The organism is Paraburkholderia nodosa (assembly GCF_001718195.1).
Taxonomy (GTDB): Bacteria; Pseudomonadota; Gammaproteobacteria; order Burkholderiales; family Burkholderiaceae; genus Paraburkholderia; species Paraburkholderia nodosa_A.
On the sequence record NZ_MCNV01000014.1, the window covers coordinates 174,301 to 200,118 of the forward strand.

Sequence of the window (25,818 nt, forward strand, 5' to 3'; positions counted from 1 at the left end):
CCAGTAGGTCCCCCAATGCTTGAAAACTTTCGCGCTCACGTAGCCGCACGCGCCGCGCTCGGCATTCCCCCCCTGCCGCTCACGGCTCAGCAGACCGCCGAACTGGTGGAACTGCTGACGAATCCTCCCGCTGGCGAAGAGCAAACGCTGCTCGACCTGATCACCAACCGCGTGCCGGCAGGCGTCGACGAAGCCGCCCGCGTGAAGGCCGGGTTCCTGGCCGCCGTGGCCAAGGGCGAAACCGCCTGCGCACTGATCTCGCGCGCTCGCGCGACCGAACTGCTCGGCACGATGCTGGGGGGCTACAACATCGCCCCGCTGATCGCGCTGCTCTCCGACGCCGAAGTGGGCACCGTGGCTGCTGAAGCGCTGAAGAAAACCCTGCTGATGTTCGACCAGTTCCATGACGTCAAGGAACTGGCCGACAACGGCAACGCCAACGCCAAGGCAGTGCTGCAAAGCTGGGCCGACGCCGAATGGTTCACGAGCCGCCCGGAAGTGCCGCAAAGCCTGACCATCACCGTGTTCAAGGTGACGGGCGAAACCAACACCGACGACCTCTCGCCGGCCCCAGACGCGACCACCCGCCCGGACATCCCGCTGCACGCGCTGGCGATGCTGAAGAACGCGCGTCCCGGCATCACGCCGGAAGAAGACGGCAAGCGCGGCCCGGTCAAGTTCATCGAATCGCTGAAGGAAAAGGGCCACCTGGTCGCCTACGTGGGCGACGTGGTCGGCACGGGCTCCTCGCGCAAGTCGGCCACCAACTCGGTGCTGTGGTTCACGGGCGAAGACATCCCCTTCATCCCCAACAAGCGCTTCGGCGGCGTGTGCCTCGGCGGCAAGATCGCCCCGATCTTCTACAACACGATGGAAGACGCCGGCGCCCTGCCGATCGAACTCGACGTGTCGCAAATGGAAATGGGCGACGTGGTCGAACTGCGCCCGTATGAAGGCCGTGCGCTCAAGAACGGCGCAGTCATCGCCGAATTCCAGGTCAAGTCCGACGTGCTGTTCGACGAAGTGCGCGCCGGCGGCCGCATTCCGCTGATCATCGGCCGCGGCCTGACGGCCAAGGCGCGTGAAGCGCTGGGCCTCGCCCCGTCGACGCTGTTCCGCCTGCCGCAAAACCCGGCCGATACCGGCAAGGGCTTCTCGCTCGCGCAGAAGATGGTTGGCCGCGCATGCGGTCTGCCGGAAGGCCAGGGCGTGCGCCCGGGCACGTACTGCGAACCGAAGATGACCTCGGTCGGCTCGCAAGATACGACCGGTCCGATGACCCGCGACGAACTGAAGGACCTGGCGTGCCTCGGCTTTTCGGCCGACCTCGTCATGCAGTCGTTCTGCCACACCGCCGCTTATCCGAAGCCGGTGGACGTGAAGACGCACCAGACGCTGCCGAACTTCATCAGCAACCGTGGCGGTATCGCGCTGCGTCCGGGCGACGGTGTGATCCACTCGTGGCTGAACCGCATGCTGCTGCCCGACACCGTCGGCACCGGCGGCGACTCGCACACGCGCTTCCCGATCGGCATCAGCTTCCCGGCGGGCTCGGGTCTGGTCGCCTTCGCGGCCGCCACCGGCACGATGCCGCTGGACATGCCGGAATCGGTGCTCGTGCGCTTCAAGGGCAAGATGCAGCCGGGCGTCACGCTGCGTGACCTCGTGAACGCGATTCCGCTGTGGGCGATCAAGCAAGGCTCGCTGACGGTTGCCAAGCAAGGCAAGAAGAACATCTTCTCGGGCCGCATTCTCGAAATCGAAGGTCTGCCCGACCTGAAGGTCGAGCAAGCGTTCGAACTGTCGGATGCTTCCGCTGAACGTTCGGCCGCCGGTTGCACGGTGCATCTGAACAAGGAACCGATCATCGAATACCTCAACAGCAACATCACGCTGCTGAAGTGGATGATCGCCCAGGGCTACCAGGACCCGCGCAGCCTGCAGCGCCGCATCAAGGCGATGGAAGCGTGGCTGGCCGACCCGCAACTGCTGCAACCGGATGCGGACGCCGAGTACGCCGCCGTCATCGAAATCGACCTGGCCGACGTGCATGAGCCGATCGTGGCCTGCCCGAACGATCCGGACGACGTGAAGACGCTGTCGGACGTTGCCGGCGCCAAGATCGACGAAGTGTTCATCGGCTCGTGCATGACCAACATCGGTCACTTCCGTGCCGCGTCGAAGCTGCTCGAAGGCAAGCGCGACATTCCGGTCAAGCTGTGGGTCGCGCCGCCGACCAAGATGGACCAGAAGCAGCTGACCGAAGAAGGCCACTACGGCGTGTTCGGCACGGCTGGCGCGCGTACCGAAATGCCGGGCTGCTCGCTGTGCATGGGTAACCAGGCACAGGTGCGCGAAGGTGCAACGGTCATGTCGACCTCGACGCGCAACTTCCCGAACCGTCTGGGCAAGAACACGAACGTATACCTCGGCTCGGCGGAACTCGCGGCGATCTGCTCGCGTCTGGGCAAGATCCCGACCAAGGAAGAGTACATGGCCGATATGGGCGTGCTCAACGCCAATGGCGACAAGATCTACCAATACATGAACTTCGACCAGATCGCCGACTTCAAGGAAGTGGCCGATACGGTGACGATGTAAGTGTGATGCTGGAGTACGGCGCGGGACTGTTGTTCCAGATCTGCGCCGTAGCGCCGGACAATGGCGCCGCAGGCTGAATGCCTGCGGCGCCATTTTTATTTGGTTCGCCGAGGTGCTGGCTTATGAGTGGGAGTCGAGCGAGCTGTTTCGGGAAGCGATGACTGCCCGGACGACCAGCATGATGCGTTCGACCCGCGCACCGGGCCGGATTCGGCCTGAACGTTCGAGTTCGGCGAGCCCATGCAGGGCTGCCCAAAAGGTCTCGGTCACGTTTTCGACATCGGCACTGAACGGCGCGACGACCGACGCGATCGCTTCGAAACCGGCCCGCAGTTCCGGTCGGGTCTCAGCATCTGCAAACCGCAGATCGGTCGGGAGCGTGAACATCGCCTCGTAGAGCGCGGGACACCGCACGGCAAAGCCAAGATAGGCCATGGCGACACGCTCGAGGGCGTTTTCCTGCCCCGCCGCTCCATGCGCCGCTTCCCGAAGTGCCACCGTGAGTTCTTGGAAACCCTCGAGTGCAACGGCTGAAACGATCGCATCCCTGTTCTCGAAATGCGAGTACAGGACCGGCTGGCTATATTCGATCTCTTCGGCGAGGCGGCGAACCGTGACGGCATCCCATCCGTCGCGCTCCGCAATCAGGCGCGCTGCCGCGACAATGCGGGACTCGCGCTCGGCCCGTTGCCTGCCCTTGCGCTCGGCGATACTCAACTTTCCACCCTCCTGCCCCGAATAGTCCACATGCCCGTGATGATACGGAAGCTTGAAAATCTAGCATTGCTAGATTATATTCCGTCACTACACCACGAAGCACAGGACACTGCAATGCATTGGCTTTCGTTCGGACTGGCGCTGTTCCTCGCCCTCGCGATTATCGCGATCGGCACCCAATATCTTGTCAGGCCAATGTCTGCGACTCGCAGTTTCGGTCTGCCGCTTCCAGAAAACGGCGCCAATACCGCCTGGTGGCTTCGCCTCAAGGGCGTGCGCGACATTGCGTCGGGACTGGCGGTCCTCGCGTTCATGGTGTTGGGCACGCCACTTGGGATCGGCATCGTCCTGCTCGTGGAAGCCGTCATCCCCATTGGCGACATGCTGCTCATTCTTGCCGCGAAAGGCTCCACCAAAAGCGCCTTCGGCATGCATGGCGCGACGGCCGTGCTGATGGTCCTCACCGCAATTTCGATGATGATGGGAGGGCGCTGAAATGATCCACACGGTTTCGATCTGGCTTCTCGCCGCCGGCTTCTTTGGCGCCGGTCTATTCAACGCGATTGGCACGTCCGCATCGCAAAGCGATTACGCCCGGTGGGGTTACCCGCGCTGGTGGTGCCGTTTGACCGGCGCACTGGAAATGCTATCCGCCGTTCTGATTGCGCTACCGGCAACTCGCATGATTGGGCTGGCGCTCGGGGCGCTAATCATTGCGGCAGCGGTTTTGACCGTTCTGCGTCATCGCGACTTCTCGCACCTTGTGCCGCTTGGTGTCTTTGTCGTCGTGATCGCGCTCGCAGGAATCCCGGCTTGAAAGGGCCGCGCGCAGATCTGCACATCCGGCACAATCAGCGCGCGAATGCCAACGCGGGGGACTCAGCCGTTGCCGCCGTGAAAGAGCGTTAGCTTGTTCGACACCGAATTCACGCCTTGCACCGAACGCGCAACCTCTTCCGCCTGGCGAATCTGGTCGCCGGTGCGAACCGTGCCGCTCAGTGTCACAGCGCCGCTGCGCGCGCGAACGAAAACGCCGGACACGTTGAATCCCTGCGCCCTCGACAACGCACGCCGCACGGCACGGGCAAGTGCGCGGTCCGCCTTCTTCTCGCTGGGCGCCGCCTGGGTCGTGCCCGGCGCCATCGACGCGTCCGTTGGCGCATTTTCCGTTTGGGCATGCGCCACGCCAGCGGCGGTCAACAGAAAAGACGCAAACACGGCGCATCGCAGATTCGATTTCATGACCTACTCCTGACATTGCCGCGCAGGGACGCGCCGGCCGCCGTCCATATTGCACCTCCACGCAAACACCCGCTCCGAAGGCGCTCGCATCGCGCCGTCGCACTATACGACCGCTGATGCCGCCGCCACGCCCAGGAAGGTCTGCACGATGCCTCGCTTGCGTTGGCTGTGAAGGCAGGCCACCGAATCGATATTGCAGTCGCGCAGCTCCTCCACCGGGATGGCGACGCAATGCGCGCCCTCGGGAATCTCGCGCTCGAGCACGAATCCGATGCCGAGGCCTTTCCGGACCGCTTCCAGAACGGCCTCGCGGCTACCGAGTTTCATCGCCGTCGGGAGCGAAATCCCTGCGCCTCGCAAGGCTTCGTCGACCAGACGCTGGGTATTGGAACCCGCCTCCCGGCGAATCACGGCATACGCCGCGAGATCGCCGAGCGACACGCTTTTGGCCGCGGCGAGCGGATGATGCCCCGGTACGAGCACCCGCATGCCCTGACGCGCGACGGGGATCGACGCCACACGCGCATCGCTCCTGGCATTGCCGATGACCACCGCGTCGACCCGATAAGCGAGCAGATCATCCCAGACCTCGCGCTGACTTCCGAATGAGACCGAAATTTCGATATCGGGGTATTGCGCACGAAAGGCGGCCACCACCTGAAGCACCACCTGTGGCCCGTCGGCGGCGAGTTTGAGGCTGCCGTGCTGGAACCTCGTCGCCCGGCTCACCATGTCCTCGATCTGCTCTTCCGCCGCAAACATCTGGCGGGTCAATTCAAAGAGCGGCTTCGCGGCATCGGTGGGTTGAACGCCCTCATTCGTGCGGATAAAGAGCGCCTGCTTGCAATCCTCTTCGAGATTGCGGATCTGCGCCGTGATGGCCGGCTGCGTCAGACCGAGAAGATTCGCCGCCTTCGAAAAACCGCCCTCGCGCACGACCGCATCGAACGCCCTGAGCTGGAAATAGCGCATCGCCACTTTGAACCTCGCCCCATCAATCTCAATGCGAAAATATAGCACCGGCATTAATTTGACTGCCACAGGTACGCGCTCTAAGCTCGGTGCCGTTGCGGTCGTGGCTAGCCGCCCTCTTATAAGTCTGGGGAGATTCGAAATGAGCATAGAGATCGACTACCTCAATCCCGCCCTCCCGCGAGGCCTGCGGCGAGTGGCGATGCCCGTGGTCGACGCGACTCCGGCAACGCTGAACGGCTATGGCAAGCTGGTGGACGACCCGCACGCCTGCCAGGTGGAAATCGTCCAGTGGCCCGCCCTGGGGTCTAGACCGATCGACCCGGGAACCGGCGATGAAGCGGGCACGACCGAAGGCACGTTCGTCAGCGAATGGCGCGGCGACATTCTCTACGGGCGCAACGAAGCGGTAGGCGGCAATTATGTTCTCGCGTACGCAACGCAGCCAGACGACGCACGCGAAGACAGCGCTACCGTACCGGAACGCATGTTGTTATGGCATGCGAACTATCACCCCGACGGCGGGCAACTGTTCTTTCCGCTCGATCGTCGCCCGTTCTATGTTCCGCTGGCATTGCCGGGCGACGATATTACGCCGGAGAAGTTCGTGTGCTTCCGCTTCGACGGACGCCAGGGTCTCTATATCCACCCCAACATCTGGCACGAAGGCGTGTTCACGCTCGACGGGACTCAGCGATTCTTCGACAAACAAGGCGCCGTGCATGCACGCGTCTCGGTCGAATTCGCATCGGAGTTTGGCTGTCTGCTCGAGGCCGCCATCGCGCGTGACTAGCGTGCGTTGCTCGAGCGGGTCACGTCCTTTGCTTCCGTATCGACGGCATCGCTTTGCTGCAATGCATGCTGCCGCTCAGGCGTTTCGCCTTGCGCCATGCCTTCCTTGAATCCCTTCACCGCGACGCCCAGATCGCCTCCGATGTTCCGTAGCTTGTTCGTACCGAAAACCAGTGCCACGATCAGCAGGACGATCATCCAATGCCAGATGCTCAACGAACCCATAACTGAAAATCCTCTCTTTGCCGTCGCGCGCGTCGCTTGCGACGAATGAATGAACCTTGCGGCCCGACCCGGCGTATCGCCTGATGTTCCGCAGGCGTATTGGAACGCGCCGATGTGTCTCGCTCGTTTCCTTGAACGGCGGTTTTGTATGCGCATGTACGCATGCGCCCCGTAGATACACGCCTATACAAAGAGGGCGCGGTTCCACAGAAGCGTTTAATGTTCCCACCGGCGACGCCCCGCTCGTCTGACAAATTTACGAAACCGTAAGCTATCCGCAGGCACAAGGCATATCTCATAGACCCAGGTACACCCCCTGGATAAATCTGATTGACGATTTCCATGTCGTCTGACAACAATATCCATGGTGATCGAGTCAGCCGCTCCTGTTCGATCTCGCCGCTGTAACCGTGCCTCTCCCGTTCGCATTAGCGTCGCCACGCGGCCCAATCGCCGCCCAATCGCCGCCGTAGTCGAGCCACGCTTTCTTCAGCAAAACAATCCAGCGAGACAACATAGGAGAACGAATCAAATGGCAATATATGACCAGGACGATCCCCTGCCCTCAACAGCCCGCAACCATGCGCCCGCCTCGCCCAAACGGCGCGCGTTCATGGCCTTCGCCGGCGCGTCCGCAGGCGCAAGCCTCCTCGCCGCCAGCCGCGCAGCGGCAGCAGCCGATTCCGTGTTTCCCACGCCTGCCGCATTCGGAGGCAAGATTCCGCAGCCGCCCGGCCACGCCGCCGGCGACCCGATCTGGGGCCCGGACGGGCAGGCCACGGCGATCATCAGGAGGCTTGCCCATGTCGATCGGTCGCTGTTCTCGCGCGCCGACTTTCACGTGACGAGCTACGGTGCGCGCACACTGCCGCCCACCGCGCTGATTACGTCGACCGCGTGGCCGGGCGGCAAGATTCCATGGGTGACGGGCGGCACGGAACAGACCGCGCATCCGACCAGCGATCTGCAGAGCCCCGGCTCGGGCGTGATGGTGCCGTGCGACTACACGGGCACGCAATACGACTCATGCACGGCGATCAATGCCGCGGTTGTCGACGCGAGCCGCGCCGGTGGCGGCCGCGTGGTGGTGCCGGCCGGCAACTGGTACTGCGGCGGTCCGATCGTGTTGCTGAGCCATGTGAACCTCCACCTGGAATCGGGCTGCACGATCTATTTCAGCCCGAATCCTGCGGACTATGCGAAAAACGGCCCGTACAAGACGGCCAACGGCAATCTGTACCACACGCGCTGGCAGGCGAACGACTGCCTGAATTTCGGCTCGCCGATTTATGCCTTCCGCCAGACCAACATCGCCGTGACCGCCGACGACAACACCTGCGTGCTGAACGGTCAGGCGATGACACCGATGCAGTTGAGCACCCAGCCGCCGACCTCGTGCTGGTGGACCTACAAGGGAAGCAGCAACACCTACGGCTGCGCCGGTTCATCGACGCCTTCTCAGGCCTATGTGAATCCGAACAACGTCGCGCTAACGAGCCTCCCCGCTGGCCAGATCCAGAACCCGCAGGCGAATGTCTCCTTTACGAACCCGTACGGCGTGACGACGTCGCTGATGACCCTCCTCACGGGCACGGGCTGGAACCAGGACCAGAACTATCTGCCCGCGCTGTCCGAGCTGCGCGTGCCCGTCGAGAACCGCATATTCGGCAACGGTCACTATCTGCGTCCGTGCATGATCGAGTTCATCGGCTGCACCAACGTCTATCTGCAGAACTACCACACGCAGAACACGCCCTTCTGGCAGCACCATCCCACCGATTGCACGAACGTGGTCATCGACGGCGTGTTTGCCGATAGCGTCGGACCGAACAACGACGGCTTCGATCCGGACGCGTGCAATCACGTGCTGGTGCAAAACGTTCAGTTCAACACCGGCGACGACTGCATCGCGATCAAGTCCGGCAAGTATCTCGACACCGGGTACGGCCCGATGCAGAACATCGTCGTGCAGAACTGCACGATGCAAAGCGGCCACGGCGGCCTGACGATCGGCAGCGAAATGAGCGCGGGCGTGCGCAACGTCTACGCCCGCAACCTGACGATGCAAAACGAGAACTGGGCGAGCAACCCGCTCAATATCGCGCTGCGCTTCAAGAGCAACATGAATCGCGGCGGCTTCATCAACAACGTCTGGATCAATGGCGTGACGCTCGCCAATGGCGTGAACCTCGCGGGGAAATACGGCGGCGGCTCGCTTGGGGCTGCGATCAGCAAGATCACGGGCACGGGCACGACCGGTCTCGCGACGAACCCGTCGACGGGCCAGGGCGGCCTGATCACGTTCGACTGCGATTACAGCCCGTCCGGCGACGCGGTGCGCTGGAGTCCGTCCGTGATCAGCAACATCAACATCACGAACGTGAACGCAAGCAACGTGTCGGGCGCGGTGTCCTACTCGATGCCCTCGGGCTTCGTCGCCGGGTCGAACTCGTGCTTCCAGGCGATCGTCATGCAGGGCCCCGAAGCGGTCGATTACAACGGTCCACTGCCGGTGCCGAGCGTGAGTCCGATCAGCGGCGTCACGATCTCGAACTGCAACCTCGGCAACCCGGTGTGCGCGGGGGCGGTACCGACCACGCCTTCGACATCGGCGACGGCCGCGCCGGGGCCGGTCTTCGCGAGCAACGTGAGCGGCATCACGCTGACCAATGTGGTGATCGCGGGCACCACGTACAACACGTCGCTGAGCGCACCGGCGACCTGATATCGACGCAACGCACACGGAACGCGTGGGAAGCGCGTTCCGTGTGCGCGGCGATCGGTTTCTTCAGCGTGGTTCCTTGTCTGCCGGAGGTTGCCGGCGTTTCGGCGCCGGCTCATTTCCGGAGCCCACCGGCTCGCGCGTACAGGCGTCCGGCGGCATGACAAAGGGAATGTCGTCGCGGCAACACGCATATACCGGAAACCCGTATGCGTTCGTCCCGACGATGGTCGTTGGCCCGTGCAGCGGGCACACCGCCTTCATGGCGCCTCCCGAAACGCATTGCTCGATGGCTTGTAGCATACCCCTCTCGGGGCATGACTCAAGCCTTCTTCACGTAGGCATTGCACCAGCCTTTGGCGTCGACGATCTTGCCGCCATAGGTCGCGCACGGACCATTCGGCGCGCCCGGCTTGCCCTGAAACAGCTGACAGTTCGCGCAGGTCTGCCCCGCCTGGAAGCGCGGGAACTTCGTCTTGTCGACTTTGCTCGCGTCGGTTTTGTAGCCGAGCGCCATGGCGGTCGGATCGCTCTCGGAGAGCACCGGCGCGTCGGCGCGGGATTCGCTGGAAAGCGCCGCCGTGGAAGCCACGGAGGCGGCAAGGATCATGAAGCGACGACGGGAAAGCGGCATGGTGGGGCTCCTGAGCATGGAACGTACCCGGCTCTCGTGGTTGCTGATCGGCTGGCCGATTCGTTCGTGTTTCTTTCGTGTGCTATTTATTTATAACACTTCGCGATGTCTTGTAAAGAACCGAAACATTGGGCATCGGATGCTTCCTTATTTACTTCGTTATGCAAATCAATTTTCATGGCGAGCGAAGACTCGGCATCACAGCGGCGCCGCATTGACTTCACCAGGCCGCGCAGACCTTGCCGAAATGCGCCCCGGCCTGCTGATGACGAAACGCATCGGCCAGTTCGTCCAGCCCGAACGTCCGGTCGAGCACCGGGCGAATGCCAGCCTGGTCGAGCGCCGCGACGTACTCTTGCTGCTGGCGCCGGCTGCCCACGATCAAGCCCTGCAGGCGCGCCTGCTTCGCCATCAGCAAGGAGGTCGGCACCGTGCCTTCGCGTCCGGTCAACACGCCGATCAGCGCGATGTGGCCGCCCACGCGCACCGCGTCGATCGACTGGGCGAGCGTACCAGGACCGCCGACTTCGATCACGTGATCCACGCCCTTGCCGCCCGTCATGTCGCGCACGAGCGCGCCCCACTTTTCGTGTTGCCGGTAGTTGACCACCTGGTCGGCGCCGAGCGCTTTCGCACGCGCCAGCTTCTCGTCCGACGATGACGTGACGATGACCGAAGCGCCCATCATCCGCGCGATCTGCAACGCCGCGATCGACACGCCGCCGGTGCCGAGCGTCAGCACGGTGTCGCCGGCCTTCAGGCCGCCGTCGACCACCAGCGCCCGCCATGCGGTGAGTCCAGCCGTCGTAATCGTGGCCGCCTCGGCGTAGGTCCAGCCGCGCGGCGCGAGCGTGAAGGCGCTCGCGGGCCGCACGGCGTGCAAAGTCGCGAAGCCATCCGCGCCGTCGCCGGGCGTCTGCGCGAAGTTGCCCACGGCCTGCCACGGCAACCCGTCCGCCCATTGGGGGAAGAAGCACGACACGACGTGGTCGCCGCGCTTGAACTCCGTCACGCCCGCGCCGACCGCCGACACCACGCCTGCGCCATCGGACATCAGCACGCGGCCATCTGCTGTAGGGATCGCGCCGTTGGCGACCAGCAGGTCGTGAAAATTGAGCGACGTAGCGTGAAGCTCCACGCGGATCTCGCCGGCGCCCGGCGCGCCGGGCTCGGCGATATCGAGCAGCTCGATGCGATCGAGCCCGCCCGGCGCACGCACCACGGCGGCCTTCATGGCCGTGCTCCCTTCGCCTTGCGCGCGGCGTCGACGAGGCCGTCGAGCCAGTCCTGGTGCCCGTTGATCATCGGACTCGGGCGCGTTTTCGCCAGCGTCACAGCCGGTTTGCCCTTCTGCGATTCCTGCGTGAGCACGCGCACGCGGCCGCCGGAAAGGTCTTCGATCAGCCAGGCGTGAATCACGTCCAGACGCGTTTGTGCGTCGCCCTCGGCCCAGCCGTGCCACGCCACGCGCGCGGGCTGGCCTGCGGCCGGCGGCACGTGCTCGGTCACTTTGGCCTGCACCGGGAAGCCGAAGGTCTTGAATTGAAAACGCGCGCCCGCGCTCAACTCGGGCCCGTGGCCGTCGTGGAAGCCGACATCCGCGGAATTGCTGTAATAGCTGGGCCACACGGTCGCGTTGTTGAGTAACGGCCAGACGTCGGCGGTGGAGAGGCCCGCCACGATCACTTCGTTGGAACAGAAGTTATCGGTCGTGCCGGGCAAGTAGTCTTCGGGCCAGAAAATCTCGTTCATGTTCGTTACCTTTCGATGCTGTCGGTTTCGGTGCGGTGGACACGAGAAATCATGCGGGCTATGCTGAAATAAATCCAATCGCAACTCATTATTTCGGCCATAAACCGTGTTGATATCAGAATGCTCGATCTGAATCTCTTGCGGGCGCTTGACGCCCTGCTCGACGAACGCAACGTCACGCGCGCCGCGCAGCGTCTGTCACTCACGCAGCCAGCCGTGAGCGCGATGCTGACGCGTCTGCGTGAGAGTTTCGGCGATCCGCTGTTCGTGCGCTCGCAACGTGGCATCGTGCCGACCGAACGCGCACTACAACTGGCCGCGCCGCTCAAACAGGTGTTGAGCGAAATCGAGCAGATGCTGCAGCCGCAGGCCTTCGTGCCAGCCGAGGCCGAGATGACGCTCACCCTCGCTTCGACCGACTACGCGCTGCGCGCAGTCGTCGTGCCGTATCTCGCGCGGCTGCGGGAAACGGCGCCCGGCGTGCGCGCCGTGATCGTGCCGGTACAGCACGAGCGTCTGCAGGCGCAACTCGAAAGCGGCGACGTGGATCTGGCCCTGATCACACCGGAGACCGCGCCTGCCGATCTGCATGCGCGGCGCCTCTTCGACGAGCGTTACGTATGCGTGATGCGCGCGGATCACCCCGCCGCCCAGCGGCGGCTCACGCTGGAGCGCTTTTGCGCGCTCGATCATGCGCTGGTGTCGTATGAGGGTGGAAGCCTGAGCGGCGTCACGGACGAGGCGCTGGCGCGCGTGGGTCGCACACGTCGCGTGACGGTGTCCGTGAACAGCTTTCTCGTGCTGCCCGATCTCTTGCTGACGAGCGATCTGATCGCGGTCGTGCCGTCACGGCTTGTGAAGAACGCAACGGGGCTCGCCGTGGTCGAGCCGCCGCTGGCGATACCGGGGTTCACCAAGACGCTCGCGTGGCACGAGCGCACGCATCGCTCGCCAGGGCATCAGTGGGCGCGCGCGTTGTTGTTCGAGACGTGTGAGGCGTTGGCGAGCGACGCGCCGGGGTGATGCCGTCACATCGGCGCGCGTAAAGGCGATCAGCAGGACGGGCTGCCGTTGGCCGTGCAGAACGCCGCGGGCGCACCCGCGATGAGCGGAAGCGGCGTGACGGGTCCTGGCGGTGGCGGCACAATCCTCACGGCGCCGCACCACGAGGTATGGCTGTGCCCCGCGCTGGGCACGCAGGGCGCAACGGCTGCGCGCAGCTCATCGGCCGCTTCCTCGCTCAGTTCGTTGCGCTCGCGCGCTTCGAGCGCGGGCCGCAGCTGGTCGCCCAGCCACGACGCGAACGCGACGACACAGCCCGCCGCGACAGCGAGCAGCATGACCCGCGCCTTGTGCTCGCGCAGCTTGATGAGCAGGCGCAGCGCCGCCGGCCGGCCAGCGTTGGGCGCCTCGCGCCCGGCGGCGGCACGCACTGCCGCTCCTTCGATGATTCTCGTTGCCACTGTCTATTCGTTTTGCTCTTGTGATTGCGCCTGGCGCCCGTATCGGGGCATACGGGTTAACGGCAGGTCGGCGCAATCCGAAAGGGGTGCAACGAAAATATTTGAAAGCCTCAGCGGTCCTCGCGCGAGCGCTCCGCAAACGCGAACACGGTTTCGCGGAACCCTCCACCGCCGGATTGTGCACGGCGGGCTTCGTCACGAGATGCAGCGGCGCGCGAAACGCCTCGTCCCCGGCCATGCGGCAGTAGCGCACGCTCTCCTGCTGGTAGCGCCGCATGGAAGCCGGCACGAGCGTCACGCCGCCGCCCGCGGCCACGAGGTCGATCGCGGTGACCATGCGCGGCACCTCGTCGACCACGCGCAACTGCACGCCATGGGCTTCGCAGGCGCGCACGAAATCGGCGTACATGCCCGGCTATGCATCGATCGGCATCGCCGCGCCGCTCATCGTGCTGCTCGCGCGCATCCTGCAAGGGCTGTCGGTGGGCGGCGAGTTCGCCACCGCCGCCTCGATGCTCACCGAGTACGCGCCGCCCGGCCGCAAGATGTTCTATGGCAGCTTCACTCGGGCGGCGCCCAGGTCGCGCATCGCTATGCCATCCTGAGCACCGCGCCCGAGCAATGCGCCCAACGCGGCGTGCCGCTGCGCTTCGTGATCGCGAATCCCTCTTCCTGGGTGTATTTCGATTCGTTGCGACCGCAACCGGATGGCAGCTTCGCCCCTGCGGATCGCACCGCATGCCCCGACGTCGACGACTGGAAGTACGGCATGTGCAAGCTCCCGCGCTATGCGGCAGCCACGCACGATGCCGCCACGCTCGAGCGCCGCTACATCGGGCGGGAAGTGGTGTATCTGGCAGGCGAGCGCGATTGCGACCCCGCGCACGCGGCGCTCGACCGCTCGTGCGCGGCCAGCGCGCAGGGGCCTCACCGGCTCGCGCGAGCCCTAACCTGTTACGCCTACCTGCGCGCGAGGCACCCGCAGTTGCGCCATACGTGGTTCGAGGTGCGGGGTGCGGGCCACAACGCCGAGGCCATGTTCCTCTCCGGGCCCGGCATACGCGCTTTGTTCGGCGCACGTGCCACGATCGACACGGCACGCGAGGCGAGCCAGGCACAGAGCGCAGACGGCGCAGACGATTGAAGCGGGCGGCCGTCGTATCATAGCGGCTCGATTCCCGCCGGCTGCGCGCACTCGCCCGGCCGCCCAACGACCGCCATGAGACGCCTTCCCCCGCTCAACGCCCTGCAGATTTTCGAAACGGTCGCCCGCTACGGCAGCTTTACGCGCGCGGCCGAGCACCTTTGCCTCACACAGGGCGCAGTCAGCCGGCAGATCCTCGCGCTCGAGCAGTACTATGGCCTGCCGCTCTTTCGCCGCTCGTCCAAAGGTCTCACGCTCACCGCCGAAGGCGAGCAACTGCTGCCGGCCGTGCGCGACGGCTTCGGGCGTATCGAAGAAGCCTCGCAGCGCCTCACGCGCCAGCGCACCGAGCTTGCGCTCAAGGTCCCGACCTGCGTGATGCGCTGGATGCTGCCGCGCATCATGCGCTTCCAGAACGAGCACCCCGACCTGCAGATCCAGATCACGACCACCTGGGGACACGAAGTCGACTTCCAGGCCGAGCCGTTCGACGCGGCGATCATCTACGGTTCGTCGCCCGGCGCCGACGTGCATGCGGTGCCGCTCTTCGACGAATACCTCACGCCCGTCTGCACGCCCGAGGTGCTCTCGCGCCGCCCGCTCGTCAAGCCCGACGACCTCGCGCACCAGACCCTGCTGCACCCCACGCGCGACCACGCCGACTGGCGCCTGTGGCTCGCGCGCGCGGGCGCGAAGAAAGTCGATGCCGATCTCGGTCCCACGTTCGAATCGCTCGATCTCGCGGCCACTGCCGCCATGCAGGGGTTCGGCGTCGCCATCACCGATCGCACGCTCGTCCGCGAGGATGTCGAAACACGCCGCCTCGTCATGCCCTTCGACCTCGCCGTACCCACGGGCTCGCGCTACTATTTCGTGTACCCCGAATGCGTGGCCCAGCAGAACAAGGTGCAGCTGTTCAGCGACTGGATGGGCCGGGACCGCTCGACGCCGTAGCGCGCCATGAGGGCGGCGCATGGCGGCCATGAGAATTAATCGATTGCATGCGGGCTGCTCTTTCGGCGTAATGGGGCGCTCCGCGCAAGGCCCGATCTTCCGGCAACCTCGCATTTGACACACCATGCGGCCGCGCGCCGCCCGAAGGGAGACCGACCATGCAGAGCGCCGCGCAGGCCCGCTCGAAGCTGCCCGATGTAGGCACGACGATTTTCACGGTAATTGGCCAGCTTGCCGCCGAGCATCAGGCGCTGAACCTCTCGCAAGGCGCACCGAATTTCGACCCGAGCGCGAAACTCGTGGATGACGTGGCCGCCGCCATGCGCGCGGGCCACAACCAGTACGCGCCGATGGCGGGCCTGGCCGACTTGCGCGAAGCGCTCGCCGCGAAGTTCGAGATGCTCCATGGCGCGCACTACGAGCCGTCGAGCGAGGTGACCGTGCTCGCGAGCGCGAGCGAAGGCCTGTACTCGACGATCAGTGCGCTCGTGCATCCCGGCGACGAGGTCATCTACTTCGAGCCCGCGTTCGACAGCTATGCGCCCATCGTGCGCCTGCAGGGCGCGCTGCCCGTGGCGATCAAGCTCGCGCAGCCGCATTTCCGCGTGGACTGGGACGCAGTGAGCGCGGCCATCACGCCGCGCACGCGCATGATCATCGTGAACACGCCGCACAATCCCACGGCCACGATCTTCGGCGAGGACGACATCGCGCGGCTCACGGCGCTCACGCGCAATACCGACATCGTGATTCTCTCCGACGAGGTGTACGAGCACGTGGTCTTCGACGGCGCGCCGCACCGGAGCATGGCTCGCTATCGCGAGCTGGCCGAGCGCAGCGTGATCGTTTCGTCGTTCGGCAAGTCTTATCACGTCACGGGCTGGCGCGTGGGCTATTGCCTTGCCCCCGCCGAACTGATGGACGAGATCCGCAAGGTCCACCAGTTCATGGTCTTTTCCGCCGACACGCCCATGCAGTATGCGTTCGCGCAGGCGCTTGCCGAGCCGAAGACCTATCTGGGACTCGCGGCCTTCTACCAGCACAAGCGCGACCTGCTCGCGCGCGCGCTGGCAGCCTCGCGCTTCGAACTGCTGCCGAGCGAAGGCAGCTTTTTCATGCTCGCGCGCTTCCGGTCTTTCTCCGACGAGCGCGACAGCGACTTCGTGCTGCGACTCATCCGCGCCGCCCGCGTGGCGACGATTCCGCTCTCGGCGTTCTACACCGACGGCACCGACGAAGGCATCATCCGCCTGAGCTTCGCCAAGGATGACGAAACATTGCTCGAAGGCGCCCGCCGCCTTTGCGCGATCTAGCGCACCCCATTCGAAACACAACGAACCTGATCGGCAAGGAGATCACCATGAAGCGACTCAACGCGCTCCTCGCGCTGGCATGCGTGTGCGGCGTACTCGGCCCCGCATCGACATTCGCCGATACGAACCTGTTGCGCTTCGGCGTCGAGGCGCAGTATCCGCCGTTCGAAACCAAAGCCGCGGACGGCACGCTGCAAGGCTTTGACATCGACATCGGCAATGCCGTGTGCGCCAAGGCGGGCATGACCTGCAAATGGGTCGAAACCTCGTTCGACGGCCTGATTCCCGCGCTTCAGGGCCGCAAGTTCGACGCCATCAACTCGGCGATGAACGCCACCGAAAAGCGCCGCGAGGCCATCGACTTCACCACGGTGATCTATCGCGTGCCGAGCCGCCTGATTGCGCGCAGTGACAGCGGGCTTGTCGCGACTGCCGCGTCGCTCAAGGGCAAACGCGTCGGCGTGCTGCAATCGTCGATTCAGGAAACCTATGCCAAGGTGCACTGGGAGCCGGCCGGCGTGAGCGTCGTGCCCTATCAGGACCAGAACCAGATTTACGCGGATCTCGGCGCGGGGCGTCTCGATGCAACGCTCGTGCTCGCGCCAGCGGGCCAGAAGGGCTTTCTTTCGCAACCCGAAGGAAAGGGTTTCGCGTTCGTGGGCGAAGCCGTACGCGACGACAAGATTCTCGGCAGCGGCGTGGCGTTCGGCATCCGCAAGGGCGATACAGCCTTGCGCGAGCGCCTGAACGCGGCCATTGCAAAGCTCGAGTCCGACGGCACAGTCACCTCGCTCGCGCACAAATACTTCGGCGACATCGACGTTTCGCCGAAGTAAAACGCAGCACTCAGGGGCGGCCGTATGGCATGAACGAAGTCAGCGCCGCCCCTCGCGCGAATTGCGGTTCACGGGCTCGTCGTTCTGCGTGCGCTCCTGGTACGCATCGCCGCCCCGGCGGTCCGTATCCTCCTGGCCGCTCTCCACGTCGCTATGCCCCTGGCGGCCCACCGAGCGCGGCTCGTGCGGATGACGTCGCGCGAGCGGCTCGCTGCCTTCGTGCTGCGGGCTCTTGACGTTCGTACCGTCGTCGTCCGGCGTCTCGTGATGCTTCATGATTGCCTCCTTGTCGGCGCAACGCGCCGCCGTCATTCACGCAGCGGCTCGACGCTGCGGGTGGGGTCGAAGTCGGCCCAATGACCTTGCTGCCAACGTCCGTCGGCGCGCTCGATCTCCACGCCGCCCGCCGCGCTCAGTACCTGCGCCGCCGTGTGCTGGGTGCCGGAGCTCACATGCACGGCCACCAGCACGCCGGACTCGCGGGCCTTCGGCGTGCCGTCGGGCTCGTGGCCGACGTCGGGCTGGCGCGCCTTGCCGCCACCCCTCGTCTGCCATAGCGCGCCCGCGAGCGTGCCCACATAGGCGCCGACGCCGGCGGCCACCGCCAGCACCACCAGCGAGTGGAATACGACGTACGAGATCAGCACGCCGAGCACGAGCCCGATCACCGCGCCTCCCGCAGCCCCCGTCGCCGCGCCCAGCGACGTGCCGCGCGCGCCCGGGTCGACGAACTCGTCGCCGCCCACCGGAAAGCGCGCGTGCTGGCCACTCGGGTTCACGAAGAACGAGGCGACATCCTCGCCGACAAAGCCGTTCGAATGCAGCTTGTCGACGGCCACTTCCGCTTCGTGCAGGGTCGTGAAGCGGCTCGCAACGATCATAGACATGGCTCTCTCCTTGCAGGCTTCGATGAGTGGAAGTTCCTGACCGAGCGCGCACGCGTCGTGCCATTCGCCTGCGCTCGATCCGATGCGCGCCTTCGCCTGCCGCTTGCCGCGTAGCGCATCGGCCGTGCCCAGGGGCGGCTGGAACGCCCGATGCGCGCTGTGAAGTCACGCGAAAGCGCACGCAAAAGCGCGCGCAAAAACGGCCATCGAGACGGGAGCCCCTATGAACACCTTCGATTTCGACCAGCGTCTGGAGGAGATCCAGATCGCTGTCGCAAGTATTTTCGAATCGCCCAAGCGGCCGGCGGTCAGCCTCATCGATGAGGGCGAGACGATCGTTATCCAGCTTTCGTGGGTCGTGGACTCGCACCGCGACACCACGCTCGACGCGCGCTGCGCCGCCACGCTGCGCTTCTCGCGCACGCAACTCGACCGCTACGCCGAGATGGACACGGCGCGCCGGCGCATGATCCAGCAGCGCATTCGCGAGCGCGTGCGCGAGCGCTTCGAAGCACGGCAGGTGCCGCCCGCCACAGAGGGCGCGTGCTCGATCGAAATCGACGTCGACGATTCCGAGTTCGAAACGCCCGAAGGCTTTCTTTGAGCCACGCGCACGCCTAACCTGCGGCTGCCGCCGGGCGATCGACCCGCGAGCGCGACGAAGCGTGCAGCCCGAGGTTCGCCAGCAGCGCGACCAGCGCCGCACCGATCACGTACCACGCCGGCGCGGCCGGCGACCCGCTCATGCGCACGAACGCCGCGCAGAGCAACGGCGCAAACCCGCTGAACACGACCACCGAAACGTTGTACGCGAGTGCGATGCCGCTAAAGCGCACCTGCACCGGAAAGAGGTCGGCGAGAACCGCGGCCCACGTGCCGCTTGCGAGCGAGAACACCAGCGCGGCGAGCACGAACAGGACGACCACGTTCACGCTGTGCGCCGCGAGCGCCGTATAGAACGGCCAGGCGAGCGCGGCGAGCAGCACGCAAGACACACGCAGCAGGTACCGGCGCGGCACGAAGTCGCCAGCCCAGGCCGCTGCGAGCAGCCCCACCGAACTCACGAGCAAGTACGCATTCTGGGCGAGCGCGGCCTCACGCGGCGCGTATTTCAACGTTTCGATCAGATACGCGGGCATGTGGCCGTAGAGCACGCCGTTGAAGCCCGCCATCACCGCAATCGAAAGCGCGCCGCCCACCACCGCGCCGCGATGGTGGCGCAGCGTATCGCGAAACGGCTGCTTCACCACGGCGCCCTGCATTTGCCGGAATTCGGGCGACTCGTCGAGATTGCGGCGCAGCAGATACGAAACGATCCCGCACAGCCCGCCCACGAGGAACGCGATGCGCCAACCGTAGCTCGCTGCGTCGGCGGGGGTGAGCGCGGACTGCACGACGAGATTGACGATCGTCGCGAGCATCACGCCCGTATTGATCGCGCAGACGATCACGCCGGCCGCGAGGCCCGCGCGGCGCGGCGCCGCTTCCACCGCGTAGGTGATCGCGCCGGGCATCTCGCCGCCCACGCAAAAGCCTTGCAGCACGCGCAGGCCGATCAGCGCAACGGGCGCGGCAACGCCCCAATGCGCGTAATTGGGCAACAGGCCGATGCAGATCGTCGCGAGCGTCACGACGACGATCGAGCCCACGAACACGGGCCGCCGCCCGATGCGGTCGCCCAGGCTGCTGAGCACGATGCCGCCGAGCGGCCGGATGATATAGCCGATCGCGAGCACCGAAAACGTGAGCAGCATGCTCACGAGCGGGTCGCTCGCCGGGAAGAATTGCGCGGCGAGCGAATGCGCGAAAAAGCCGTAAATCACGAAATCATAGAACTCCAGCGAGCCGCCCAGACTCGCAATGAGGATCATCTTCCATTGGGCGCGGGTCAGGCCAGGCGCCGCGGCGTGCGACGCTGGCAGGGAGGGTGTCGTCTCCATATGCTCTCCTTGTTGATGGACCTGGCGGCGCTTGTGTTTCTGCTAGCGGATCTTCGTCCTGCGCCACTTCTTCAAAATCATCGGCCCGGGCAGCCGCGTTGCATTGCGGACTGCCCGGGCCTTGGGTCAAGCGGCCTCGCGTCGCTGCAGCGCGCACGCAACGCCTGCACGTGCGAGCAGCGCTTCCACGTCGCTCGCGTCGTGCGCGACGCCGCCGACGTAGCGGTCGGGCCGCAGCAGCACGGCGCGCACGCCGGTGTCCGCGAGCCAGGCGCGCAGCGGCTCCCGCGTGGCCGGCACGATCGCCACGCGCTCACGTTGGGCTGCGTTCGTCAGCGCGCTCTGCGCGTGTTGCGCAAGCGCTTCGTCGACGATCAGCGCGAAGCGATAACCGACGGCGTCGTCGAGGCGCGAGCCGTCTTCGAACACGGGTTGCGGCCCGATATCGCCGCCCGCCGCACCGGCGTGCCAGCCCGGACCCAGACGCGGCTGGGGCGTGCGAAATTCGCGAATCGCCGCCGTCATCTCGCGGTCGCGCGCGGCAACGGCGTCGCTGTCGGTGGCCTGGATCACGCCGCCTAGCTGCACCGCCGTTTCGATGAACGTGCGCACGTGCGGCTCGCGCTCGCTCTCGTAGGTGTCGAGCAGCGCGTCGGGCAGCGCGCCGTCGATCACGTCGGCGAGCTTCCATGCGAGGTTCGAGGCGTCGCGTATGCCCGCGGCCATGCCCTGCCCCATGAACGGCGGCGTCTGGTGCGCGGCGTCGCCCGCGATCAGCAGCCTGCCGCGCCGCCAGCCCTGCGCGATCACCGAATGGAACGTGTAGATCGCCGAGCGTTCGAGTTGCGCGTGCGCCGGCGTGATCCAACGCGCGAGCCGCTCCCAGATCCATTCCGGCGTGCCGATGCGGCGCTCGTCGTCGCCCGGCATCACCATGATTTCCCAGCGACGGCGGTTGTGCGGCCCACGCGTGTATGTGGTCGGCCGCGCGGGGTCGCAGTACTGGATCGAGTAGTCGCCGAGATCGGCGCGCTCGCCCTCCAGCAGCACGTCCACCACGACCCAGCGCTCGTGCGATTTCAGATCGGCCAGCTCGGTGCCGATGAAGCGGCGCACGGTCGAGCGCGCGCCGTCGCAACCCACCACGTAGCGCGCCGTGGTGTGCGCAAGCCGCCCTTGCGCCGTATCTTCGAAACGGATGCGCACGTGGTCGTCGCGTTCGTCGAGCGCGAACACTTCGTGACCCAGGTGCACGTCGGCGCCGCCGCGCACGGATAGTTGCGCACGCAACGCCCGTTCGAGATCCGGCTGATGGAATTTGTAGCTTGCGCACCAGCCTTGCGGGCCGATGCCGCCCGGCCGGGTCCAGTCGATCATCAGCTCGCCGCGCGCATTCACGAACTTCATGCCGGGGCCGACGAACAAATTGGGCAGCAGTGTCTGTGCGATTCCCGCCGTCTGAAACACGCGCATGCATTCGCCGTCGAAGTGCACGGCGCGCGGCAGCTGGAACACGTCCTTGTCGCGCTCGAACACCACGACTTTCAGGCCGCGCAGCGTGAGCAGATTGGCGAGCGTCGCGCCGGTCGGCCCGAAGCCGACGATCGCGACGTCATAGTCTGGCTTCGAATTTGATTTGCATACCGAATTGTCTACGACATCCTTCATCCCATTCACCTGATCCGTGGCTAACTGAGTGAAAACTACGTGGATGACTGCGCCGCCCGCATCGCGCGGGCGGCGTCCTGCGGCTTACGCTTCGTCCGCGACGGGGTTCCTGAGCGTGCCGATGCGATCCACCTCGACTTCCACCACGTCGCCATGCTTCATGAAAAGCGGCGGATTGCGCTTCGCGCCCACGCCGCCGGGCGTGCCGGTCACGATCACATCGCCGGGGAAGAGCGGCGTGAAGGTGGAGAGATACGCGATCTGCTTCGCAATGCCGTGAATCAGCATCTGCGTGGTCGCGCGCTGCACTTCCTGGCCGTTCAGACGCGTAACCAGCGTCATCAGCGCGTTCGGCTCGATCTCGTCGCTCGTGACCATCCACGGGCCGAACGCACCCGTGCGGTAGAAGTTCTTGCCAGGTCCCCATTGGCCCGTATGGCGCTGCCAGTCGCGCACCGAGCCGTCGTTGTAGCAGCTGTAGCCCGCGATATGACGCCACGCGTCGGCCTCGGCGATACGCCGGCCGCCCTCGCCGATGATCACGGCGATCTCGCCTTCATAGTCGAACTGCGTGGACTCGCGCGGACGCAGCATGGGCTCGCCGGCGCCCACCTGCGAAGCCGGCAGCCGCATGAAGATCACGGGCTGCTCGGTGGTCTCGCGGTTGGTCTCCTTCACGTGCTCCGCGTAGTTCAGGCCCACACAGAAGATCTGCTGCGGATTCGCAATGACGGGCTCGAGCGTGACTTCGGCGAGCGGATAGTCGCCCTGGCCTTCGTTCGCGGCCCGTTCCGCTTCGGCGAATGCACCGGCGGCGATCAACGACTTGAGGTCGGCATAGCGGCCGCCCAGGCGCTTCTTGAGGTCGTACACCGCGCCGTCGCGCACGACGCCGAACGACGAACCTTCATGGGTGGAAAAGCTGGCGAGTTTCATGATGCTCCAATGAGAAAGAGGGTATTCGGTGGAAATGGGGGGCGCGTATTTATTGTGCGTTTATCGTATTTTGAGAATACACTACGTAAAACGCACAGTACAACGTGATTTGCATCAGGGTTTATCACTATCACTGGAGACAGCATGACTCTGCCGAACACCGAACCAACCACCAGACGAACCGGCCTCACGCTCAGCCACATGGGTTTTTACGTGAGCGACATGGCGAAGGTCGAAGACTTCTATACGCGGGTGCTCGAATTCACGGTCACGGACCGCGGCACGCTGCCCTCGCCGCGCGGCACCGTCAGCCTCGTCTTTCTCAGCCGCGATCCCCGTGTGCATCACCAGATCGTGCTGGCGAGCGGCAGGCCCGAGCGGTTGGCGTTCAATCCGATCAACCAGATTTCGCTGGAGGCGGACAGCCTCGCCACGCTCAAGCACTTTCACCGGCGCTTCGTGGAGGAAGGGATGGAGGAGATCGTTCCGGTCACGCACGGCAATGCGATCTCGTTCTACGCGCGCGACCCGGAGGGCAACCGGCTGGAGATCTTCATCGACACGCCGTGGTACGTGGATCAGCCCATGCGTGTCGCCGTGGACTTTACGCTGCCCGACGACGCGTTGCTCGCCGAGGTCGAGCGCCATGCGAGCACGTTGCCGGGCTTCCGGCCGCGCGCGGTGTGGGAGCGGGAGATGGCGGCGCGTATGGGCGTAGCGTGACGCCGCGCCGTCTTATGCCTCGATCAATGCACGCACGCGCGTGGAAATGCGTGCGGCGGCTTCCTTCACGGCCTCGACCACGCGCTCGAGGTTGAAGAACGCGAGGCGCTGCTCGGGCACGACGAGCGCGAGCGCGGCCACGGCTTCGCCCGATGCGTCGGTGAAGAGCGGCGAAGCGACGGCGGACATGCCCGCTTCGAGTTCGCCCTTCGAGAGATAGAAGCCCGAGCGGCGGATCTTGAGCAGGCTCGCGCGGAATTCTTCGAGCGAGCCGCCGAGTCCGCTGGCCGCGATGTCTTCGGGGTACTGCTCGAACAACGCGGCGAGCTTCGCCTTGGGAAAGGTCGAAAGGATCGCCTTGGGCGCGGCGCCAAGAAAGAGCGGACGCGGACGGCCACGTCCATAGCGCAGGTCGAATGCGGCGTCGTGCGATTCGCGGTGCGTATCGACGAGCTCGTTGCCGTACCAGCGCGACATGACGGCGTCGAAGCCCGATTGCTCCGCCAGCTCGCGCATGATCGGCTGCCCCGCTTTCAACAGCGGATCGGAAATGCGCAAATGGTAGTCGAGCGTGATGATGCGCGGGCCGAGGCCGTATTCGCCGCCCACGAAGCGCAGCAGCATGCCCGTATCGACGAGTTCGCGCAGATAGCGGTAAGCGGTCGGCACCGAGCATTGCAGTTCGGCCGCCACCTGTTCGGCGGAAAGAAAAGGCCGCGCCTCGGAAAAGAGTTCGAGGATGGACAGCAGTTTCGCAATGCTCGACAAAGGCCGGTCTCCGGTCACGCGTGGGGTGGCCAATTATAGCGGCACGCTTCACTGCGTTCGTGCCCCGCAAACCCGGCGGCACCATGCAAAACCGCCGCATTGCAGGGCACGCTTTACACGTGCCTTGCAATGCGGCGGTCGGTATGGATTACCGCTGCCGCATGCATCGCGCATCGCCCAGGCGAAAGTCGCCTGACATCATTCATGCGAGATACATGTTTAGCATAGCTTTATTGCATATGCTGTCCGCCGTTGATAGGAATATTTGCGCCCGTCACGAAGCCCGCTTCGTCCGAACACAGGAACAGCACGAGCGCCGCGACTTCACCCGGGTTGCCGAGGCGGCCCATCGGGATCTGCGGCAGAATCTTCGAGTCGAGAATGTCCTGAGGAATGGCGGTCACCATCTTCGTGGCGAGGTAGCCCGGCGAAATGGTGTTCACGGTCACGCCCTTGCGAGCCACTTCCAGCGCGAGCGACTTCGTGAAGCCGTGCATGCCGGCCTTCGCCGCGGCGTAGTTGGTCTGGCCGACCGAACCCTTCGAACCGTTCACCGACGAAATGTTGATGATGCGGCCCCACGCGCGCTCGACCATGCTGTCGCACAACGGCTTCGAAATATTGAAGATCGAGTCGAGATTCGTGCGCAGCACGGCGTCCCAATTGACCTTGTCGAGCTTGCGGAAGGTCATGTCGCGCGTGATGCCCGCGTTGTTCACGAGAATATCGACAGGGCCGATCTCGCTCTGGATCTTCTTCGCGCCGCGCTGGCACGAATCATAGTCCGCCACGTCCATGCCGTAGGCGTGGAATTCGCGGTCGGTCTCCTTCATGCGCGCCAGCCAGTCCTTCGCGCCTGCGTTATCGGGCGAGTGCGTCACCACGACGCGATAACCCGCGTCGTGCAGTTTCACGCTGATGGCCTCGCCAAGGCCGCCCATGCCACCTGTCACCAATGCAATACGATTAGTCATCCTATATATCCGCGAGAGTTGAGCGTCATTAAAACCGTGGCGATACGCGCTACGCGTGCAGGCGCCACATACACCGTTGCCCGGCTTCATCCTTCCACCCAGGAAAAAGACAGGCGAATGCCGCGCGGCTTCTGATCAATTTCTAGTATTGCGCGTGGTTGCTGCTACTGGCGGCTCGCCGCTGCTTCTCGCGCGACGAGCCGCTTGCTGCCTGGTTGCTACCCGGCTTCCCGCCTTGAAAGCGGGATCAAGCTGGAATCAAGCGCGCTCGAGCGCGAGCGCCACGCCCATGCCGCCGCCGATGCACAGCGAGGCCAGGCCGCGCTTCGCGTCGCGGCGCTGCATTTCGTGCAGCAGCGTCACGAGAATCCGGCAGCCCGACGCGCCGATCGGGTGACCGATTGCAATCGCCCCGCCGTTCACGTTGATCTTCGACGTGTCCCAGCCCATCTGCTTGTTCACGGCCAGCGCCTGCGCCGCGAACGCCTCGTTGATCTCCATGAGATCGAGGTCGTTCACCGACCAGCCCGCGCGCTCCAGCGCCCGCTTCGACGC

General features: G+C 65.0%; 27 protein-coding genes and 3 pseudogenes. 13 read left to right on the plus strand and 17 right to left on the minus strand.

What is annotated here, in order from left to right:
- The first annotated feature begins 15 nt into the window (after positions 1 to 15).
- Positions 16 to 2,601: a bifunctional aconitate hydratase 2/2-methylisocitrate dehydratase gene (gene acnB, locus BFD71_RS23365; protein WP_069266681.1), complete on the plus strand. Its 2,586-nt coding sequence runs from the start codon at positions 16 to 18 to the stop codon at positions 2,599 to 2,601.
- A gap of 120 nt (positions 2,602 to 2,721) precedes the next feature.
- On the opposite strand, the gene BFD71_RS23370 is transcribed toward acnB, so the two are convergent.
- Complete coding sequence (locus BFD71_RS23370; RefSeq protein WP_069266682.1) at positions 2,722 to 3,318, minus strand: TetR/AcrR family transcriptional regulator; 597 nt, start codon at positions 3,316 to 3,318, stop codon at positions 2,722 to 2,724.
- Between the two features lie 114 nt (positions 3,319 to 3,432).
- On the opposite strand from BFD71_RS23370, the gene BFD71_RS23375 reads away from it, so the two are divergent.
- Together BFD71_RS23375 and BFD71_RS23380 are read left to right on the plus strand one after the other, a co-directional pair.
- A complete protein-coding gene (locus BFD71_RS23375; protein WP_069266683.1) occupies positions 3,433 to 3,813 on the plus strand; it encodes a DUF4267 domain-containing protein in 381 nt (126 codons plus the stop codon).
- Between the two features lies 1 nt (position 3,814).
- Positions 3,815 to 4,135: a DoxX family protein gene (locus BFD71_RS23380; protein ID WP_069266684.1), complete on the plus strand. Its 321-nt coding sequence runs from the start codon at positions 3,815 to 3,817 to the stop codon at positions 4,133 to 4,135.
- 62 nt (positions 4,136 to 4,197) lie between these two features.
- Here the strand turns inward: BFD71_RS23380 and BFD71_RS23385 are convergent, their stop codons facing one another.
- Together BFD71_RS23385 and BFD71_RS23390 are read right to left on the minus strand one after the other, a co-directional pair.
- Positions 4,198 to 4,560: a BON domain-containing protein gene (locus tag BFD71_RS23385; RefSeq protein WP_069266685.1), complete on the minus strand. Its 363-nt coding sequence runs from the start codon at positions 4,558 to 4,560 to the stop codon at positions 4,198 to 4,200.
- A gap of 102 nt (positions 4,561 to 4,662) precedes the next feature.
- Positions 4,663 to 5,601, minus strand: coding sequence for a LysR family transcriptional regulator (locus BFD71_RS23390; RefSeq protein WP_176732945.1), 939 nt, complete (start codon positions 5,599 to 5,601; stop codon positions 4,663 to 4,665).
- A gap of 73 nt (positions 5,602 to 5,674) precedes the next feature.
- Between BFD71_RS23390 and BFD71_RS23395 the strand changes: the two genes are divergently transcribed.
- Positions 5,675 to 6,325: an ureidoglycolate lyase gene (locus BFD71_RS23395; RefSeq protein WP_069266687.1), complete on the plus strand. Its 651-nt coding sequence runs from the start codon at positions 5,675 to 5,677 to the stop codon at positions 6,323 to 6,325.
- On the opposite strand, the gene tatA is transcribed toward BFD71_RS23395, so the two are convergent.
- The gene (gene tatA / locus BFD71_RS23400; protein WP_069266688.1) at positions 6,322 to 6,549 is read right to left on the minus strand and encodes a Sec-independent protein translocase subunit TatA; all 228 of its coding nucleotides are present in this window, start codon (positions 6,547 to 6,549) and stop codon (positions 6,322 to 6,324) included. The two genes, BFD71_RS23395 and tatA, sit on opposite strands and share 4 nt — an antisense overlap.
- A 532-nt stretch (positions 6,550 to 7,081) precedes the next feature.
- Between tatA and BFD71_RS23405 the strand changes: the two genes are divergently transcribed.
- Positions 7,082 to 9,274 (plus strand): glycoside hydrolase family 28 protein, encoded by a 2,193-nt coding sequence (locus tag BFD71_RS23405; RefSeq protein ID WP_069266689.1) that lies wholly within the window; start codon positions 7,082 to 7,084, stop codon positions 9,272 to 9,274.
- A 319-nt stretch (positions 9,275 to 9,593) separates the two neighbouring features.
- On the opposite strand, the gene BFD71_RS23410 is transcribed toward BFD71_RS23405, so the two are convergent.
- From BFD71_RS23410 to BFD71_RS23420, 3 genes are all read right to left on the minus strand, one after another.
- Positions 9,594 to 9,905 carry a high-potential iron-sulfur protein gene (locus BFD71_RS23410; protein WP_028206842.1) on the minus strand — a complete coding sequence of 104 codons (312 nt, stop codon included), beginning with the start codon at positions 9,903 to 9,905 and terminating at the stop codon, positions 9,594 to 9,596.
- Between the two features lie 220 nt (positions 9,906 to 10,125).
- Positions 10,126 to 11,139: a zinc-dependent alcohol dehydrogenase family protein gene (locus BFD71_RS23415; RefSeq protein WP_069266690.1), complete on the minus strand. Its 1,014-nt coding sequence runs from the start codon at positions 11,137 to 11,139 to the stop codon at positions 10,126 to 10,128.
- Positions 11,136 to 11,657, minus strand: coding sequence for a polyketide cyclase (locus tag BFD71_RS23420; protein ID WP_069266691.1), 522 nt, complete (start codon positions 11,655 to 11,657; stop codon positions 11,136 to 11,138). The genes BFD71_RS23415 and BFD71_RS23420 overlap by 4 nt, the downstream gene beginning before the upstream one ends.
- Before the next feature lie 120 nt (positions 11,658 to 11,777).
- Between BFD71_RS23420 and BFD71_RS23425 the strand changes: the two genes are divergently transcribed.
- Entirely contained in the window at positions 11,778 to 12,680 is a 903-nt protein-coding gene (locus BFD71_RS23425) for a LysR family transcriptional regulator (RefSeq protein ID WP_069266692.1), read from the plus strand.
- 29 nt (positions 12,681 to 12,709) lie between these two features.
- On the opposite strand, the gene BFD71_RS23430 is transcribed toward BFD71_RS23425, so the two are convergent.
- A complete protein-coding gene (locus BFD71_RS23430) occupies positions 12,710 to 13,120 on the minus strand; it encodes a hypothetical protein (RefSeq protein ID WP_069266693.1) in 411 nt (136 codons plus the stop codon).
- Between the two features lie 226 nt (positions 13,121 to 13,346).
- Positions 13,347 to 13,529: pseudogene (locus tag BFD71_RS42270) on the minus strand (LysR substrate-binding domain-containing protein); the annotation flags it as partial.
- Between the two features lies 1 nt (position 13,530).
- Between BFD71_RS42270 and BFD71_RS39330 the strand changes: the two are divergent.
- From BFD71_RS39330 to BFD71_RS23455, 5 genes and pseudogenes are all read left to right on the plus strand, one after another.
- Positions 13,531 to 13,683: pseudogene (locus tag BFD71_RS39330) on the plus strand (MFS transporter); the annotation flags it as partial.
- A gap of 74 nt (positions 13,684 to 13,757) precedes the next feature.
- Positions 13,758 to 14,264, plus strand: coding sequence for a hypothetical protein (locus tag BFD71_RS23440; protein WP_069266695.1), 507 nt, complete (start codon positions 13,758 to 13,760; stop codon positions 14,262 to 14,264).
- A gap of 75 nt (positions 14,265 to 14,339) precedes the next feature.
- Positions 14,340 to 15,218 (plus strand): LysR substrate-binding domain-containing protein, encoded by an 879-nt coding sequence (locus tag BFD71_RS23445; RefSeq protein WP_069266696.1) that lies wholly within the window; start codon positions 14,340 to 14,342, stop codon positions 15,216 to 15,218.
- A gap of 158 nt (positions 15,219 to 15,376) precedes the next feature.
- Positions 15,377 to 16,531 (plus strand): methionine aminotransferase, encoded by a 1,155-nt coding sequence (locus tag BFD71_RS23450; RefSeq protein WP_069266697.1) that lies wholly within the window; start codon positions 15,377 to 15,379, stop codon positions 16,529 to 16,531.
- A 47-nt stretch (positions 16,532 to 16,578) separates the two neighbouring features.
- Positions 16,579 to 17,367, plus strand: coding sequence for an ABC transporter substrate-binding protein (locus BFD71_RS23455; protein WP_069266726.1), 789 nt, complete (start codon positions 16,579 to 16,581; stop codon positions 17,365 to 17,367).
- 39 nt (positions 17,368 to 17,406) lie between these two features.
- Here the strand turns inward: BFD71_RS23455 and BFD71_RS23460 are convergent, their stop codons facing one another.
- Positions 17,407 to 17,643 (minus strand): hypothetical protein, encoded by a 237-nt coding sequence (locus tag BFD71_RS23460; protein ID WP_342948743.1) that lies wholly within the window; start codon positions 17,641 to 17,643, stop codon positions 17,407 to 17,409.
- A gap of 32 nt (positions 17,644 to 17,675) precedes the next feature.
- Positions 17,676 to 18,254, minus strand: a complete 579-nt coding sequence (locus BFD71_RS23465) for a hypothetical protein (protein ID WP_069266699.1) — start codon at positions 18,252 to 18,254, stop codon at positions 17,676 to 17,678.
- 223 nt (positions 18,255 to 18,477) lie between these two features.
- Between BFD71_RS23465 and BFD71_RS23470 the strand changes: the two genes are divergently transcribed.
- The gene (locus BFD71_RS23470) at positions 18,478 to 18,858 is read left to right on the plus strand and encodes a hypothetical protein (protein ID WP_069266700.1); all 381 of its coding nucleotides are present in this window, start codon (positions 18,478 to 18,480) and stop codon (positions 18,856 to 18,858) included.
- A gap of 13 nt (positions 18,859 to 18,871) precedes the next feature.
- Here the strand turns inward: BFD71_RS23470 and BFD71_RS23475 are convergent, their stop codons facing one another.
- The 3 genes from BFD71_RS23475 to BFD71_RS23485 all read right to left on the minus strand — a co-directional run bounded on the left by BFD71_RS23475 (position 18,872) and on the right by BFD71_RS23485 (position 22,798).
- Entirely contained in the window at positions 18,872 to 20,194 is a 1,323-nt protein-coding gene (locus tag BFD71_RS23475) for an MFS transporter (RefSeq protein WP_069266701.1), read from the minus strand.
- A gap of 126 nt (positions 20,195 to 20,320) precedes the next feature.
- Complete coding sequence (gene mhpA / locus BFD71_RS23480; protein WP_069266702.1) at positions 20,321 to 21,862, minus strand: bifunctional 3-(3-hydroxy-phenyl)propionate/3-hydroxycinnamic acid hydroxylase MhpA; 1,542 nt, start codon at positions 21,860 to 21,862, stop codon at positions 20,321 to 20,323.
- Between the two features lie 84 nt (positions 21,863 to 21,946).
- Positions 21,947 to 22,798, minus strand: coding sequence for a fumarylacetoacetate hydrolase family protein (locus BFD71_RS23485; RefSeq protein ID WP_069266703.1), 852 nt, complete (start codon positions 22,796 to 22,798; stop codon positions 21,947 to 21,949).
- Between the two features lie 144 nt (positions 22,799 to 22,942).
- Here BFD71_RS23485 and BFD71_RS23490 point away from each other — a divergent pair, with 144 nt between their 5' ends.
- Positions 22,943 to 23,521, plus strand: a complete 579-nt coding sequence (locus BFD71_RS23490; RefSeq protein WP_069266704.1) for a VOC family protein — start codon at positions 22,943 to 22,945, stop codon at positions 23,519 to 23,521.
- Between the two features lie 12 nt (positions 23,522 to 23,533).
- Here the strand turns inward: BFD71_RS23490 and BFD71_RS23495 are convergent, their stop codons facing one another.
- The 3 genes and pseudogenes from BFD71_RS23495 to BFD71_RS23505 all read right to left on the minus strand — a co-directional run.
- Positions 23,534 to 24,289, minus strand: coding sequence for an IclR family transcriptional regulator (locus BFD71_RS23495; protein WP_069266705.1), 756 nt, complete (start codon positions 24,287 to 24,289; stop codon positions 23,534 to 23,536).
- Between the two features lie 230 nt (positions 24,290 to 24,519).
- A complete protein-coding gene (gene phbB / locus BFD71_RS23500) occupies positions 24,520 to 25,263 on the minus strand; it encodes an acetoacetyl-CoA reductase (protein ID WP_069266706.1) in 744 nt (247 codons plus the stop codon).
- Positions 25,264 to 25,521: 258 nt separating this feature from the next.
- Positions 25,522 to 25,818, minus strand: a pseudogene (locus BFD71_RS23505) (acetyl-CoA C-acetyltransferase); the annotation flags it as partial.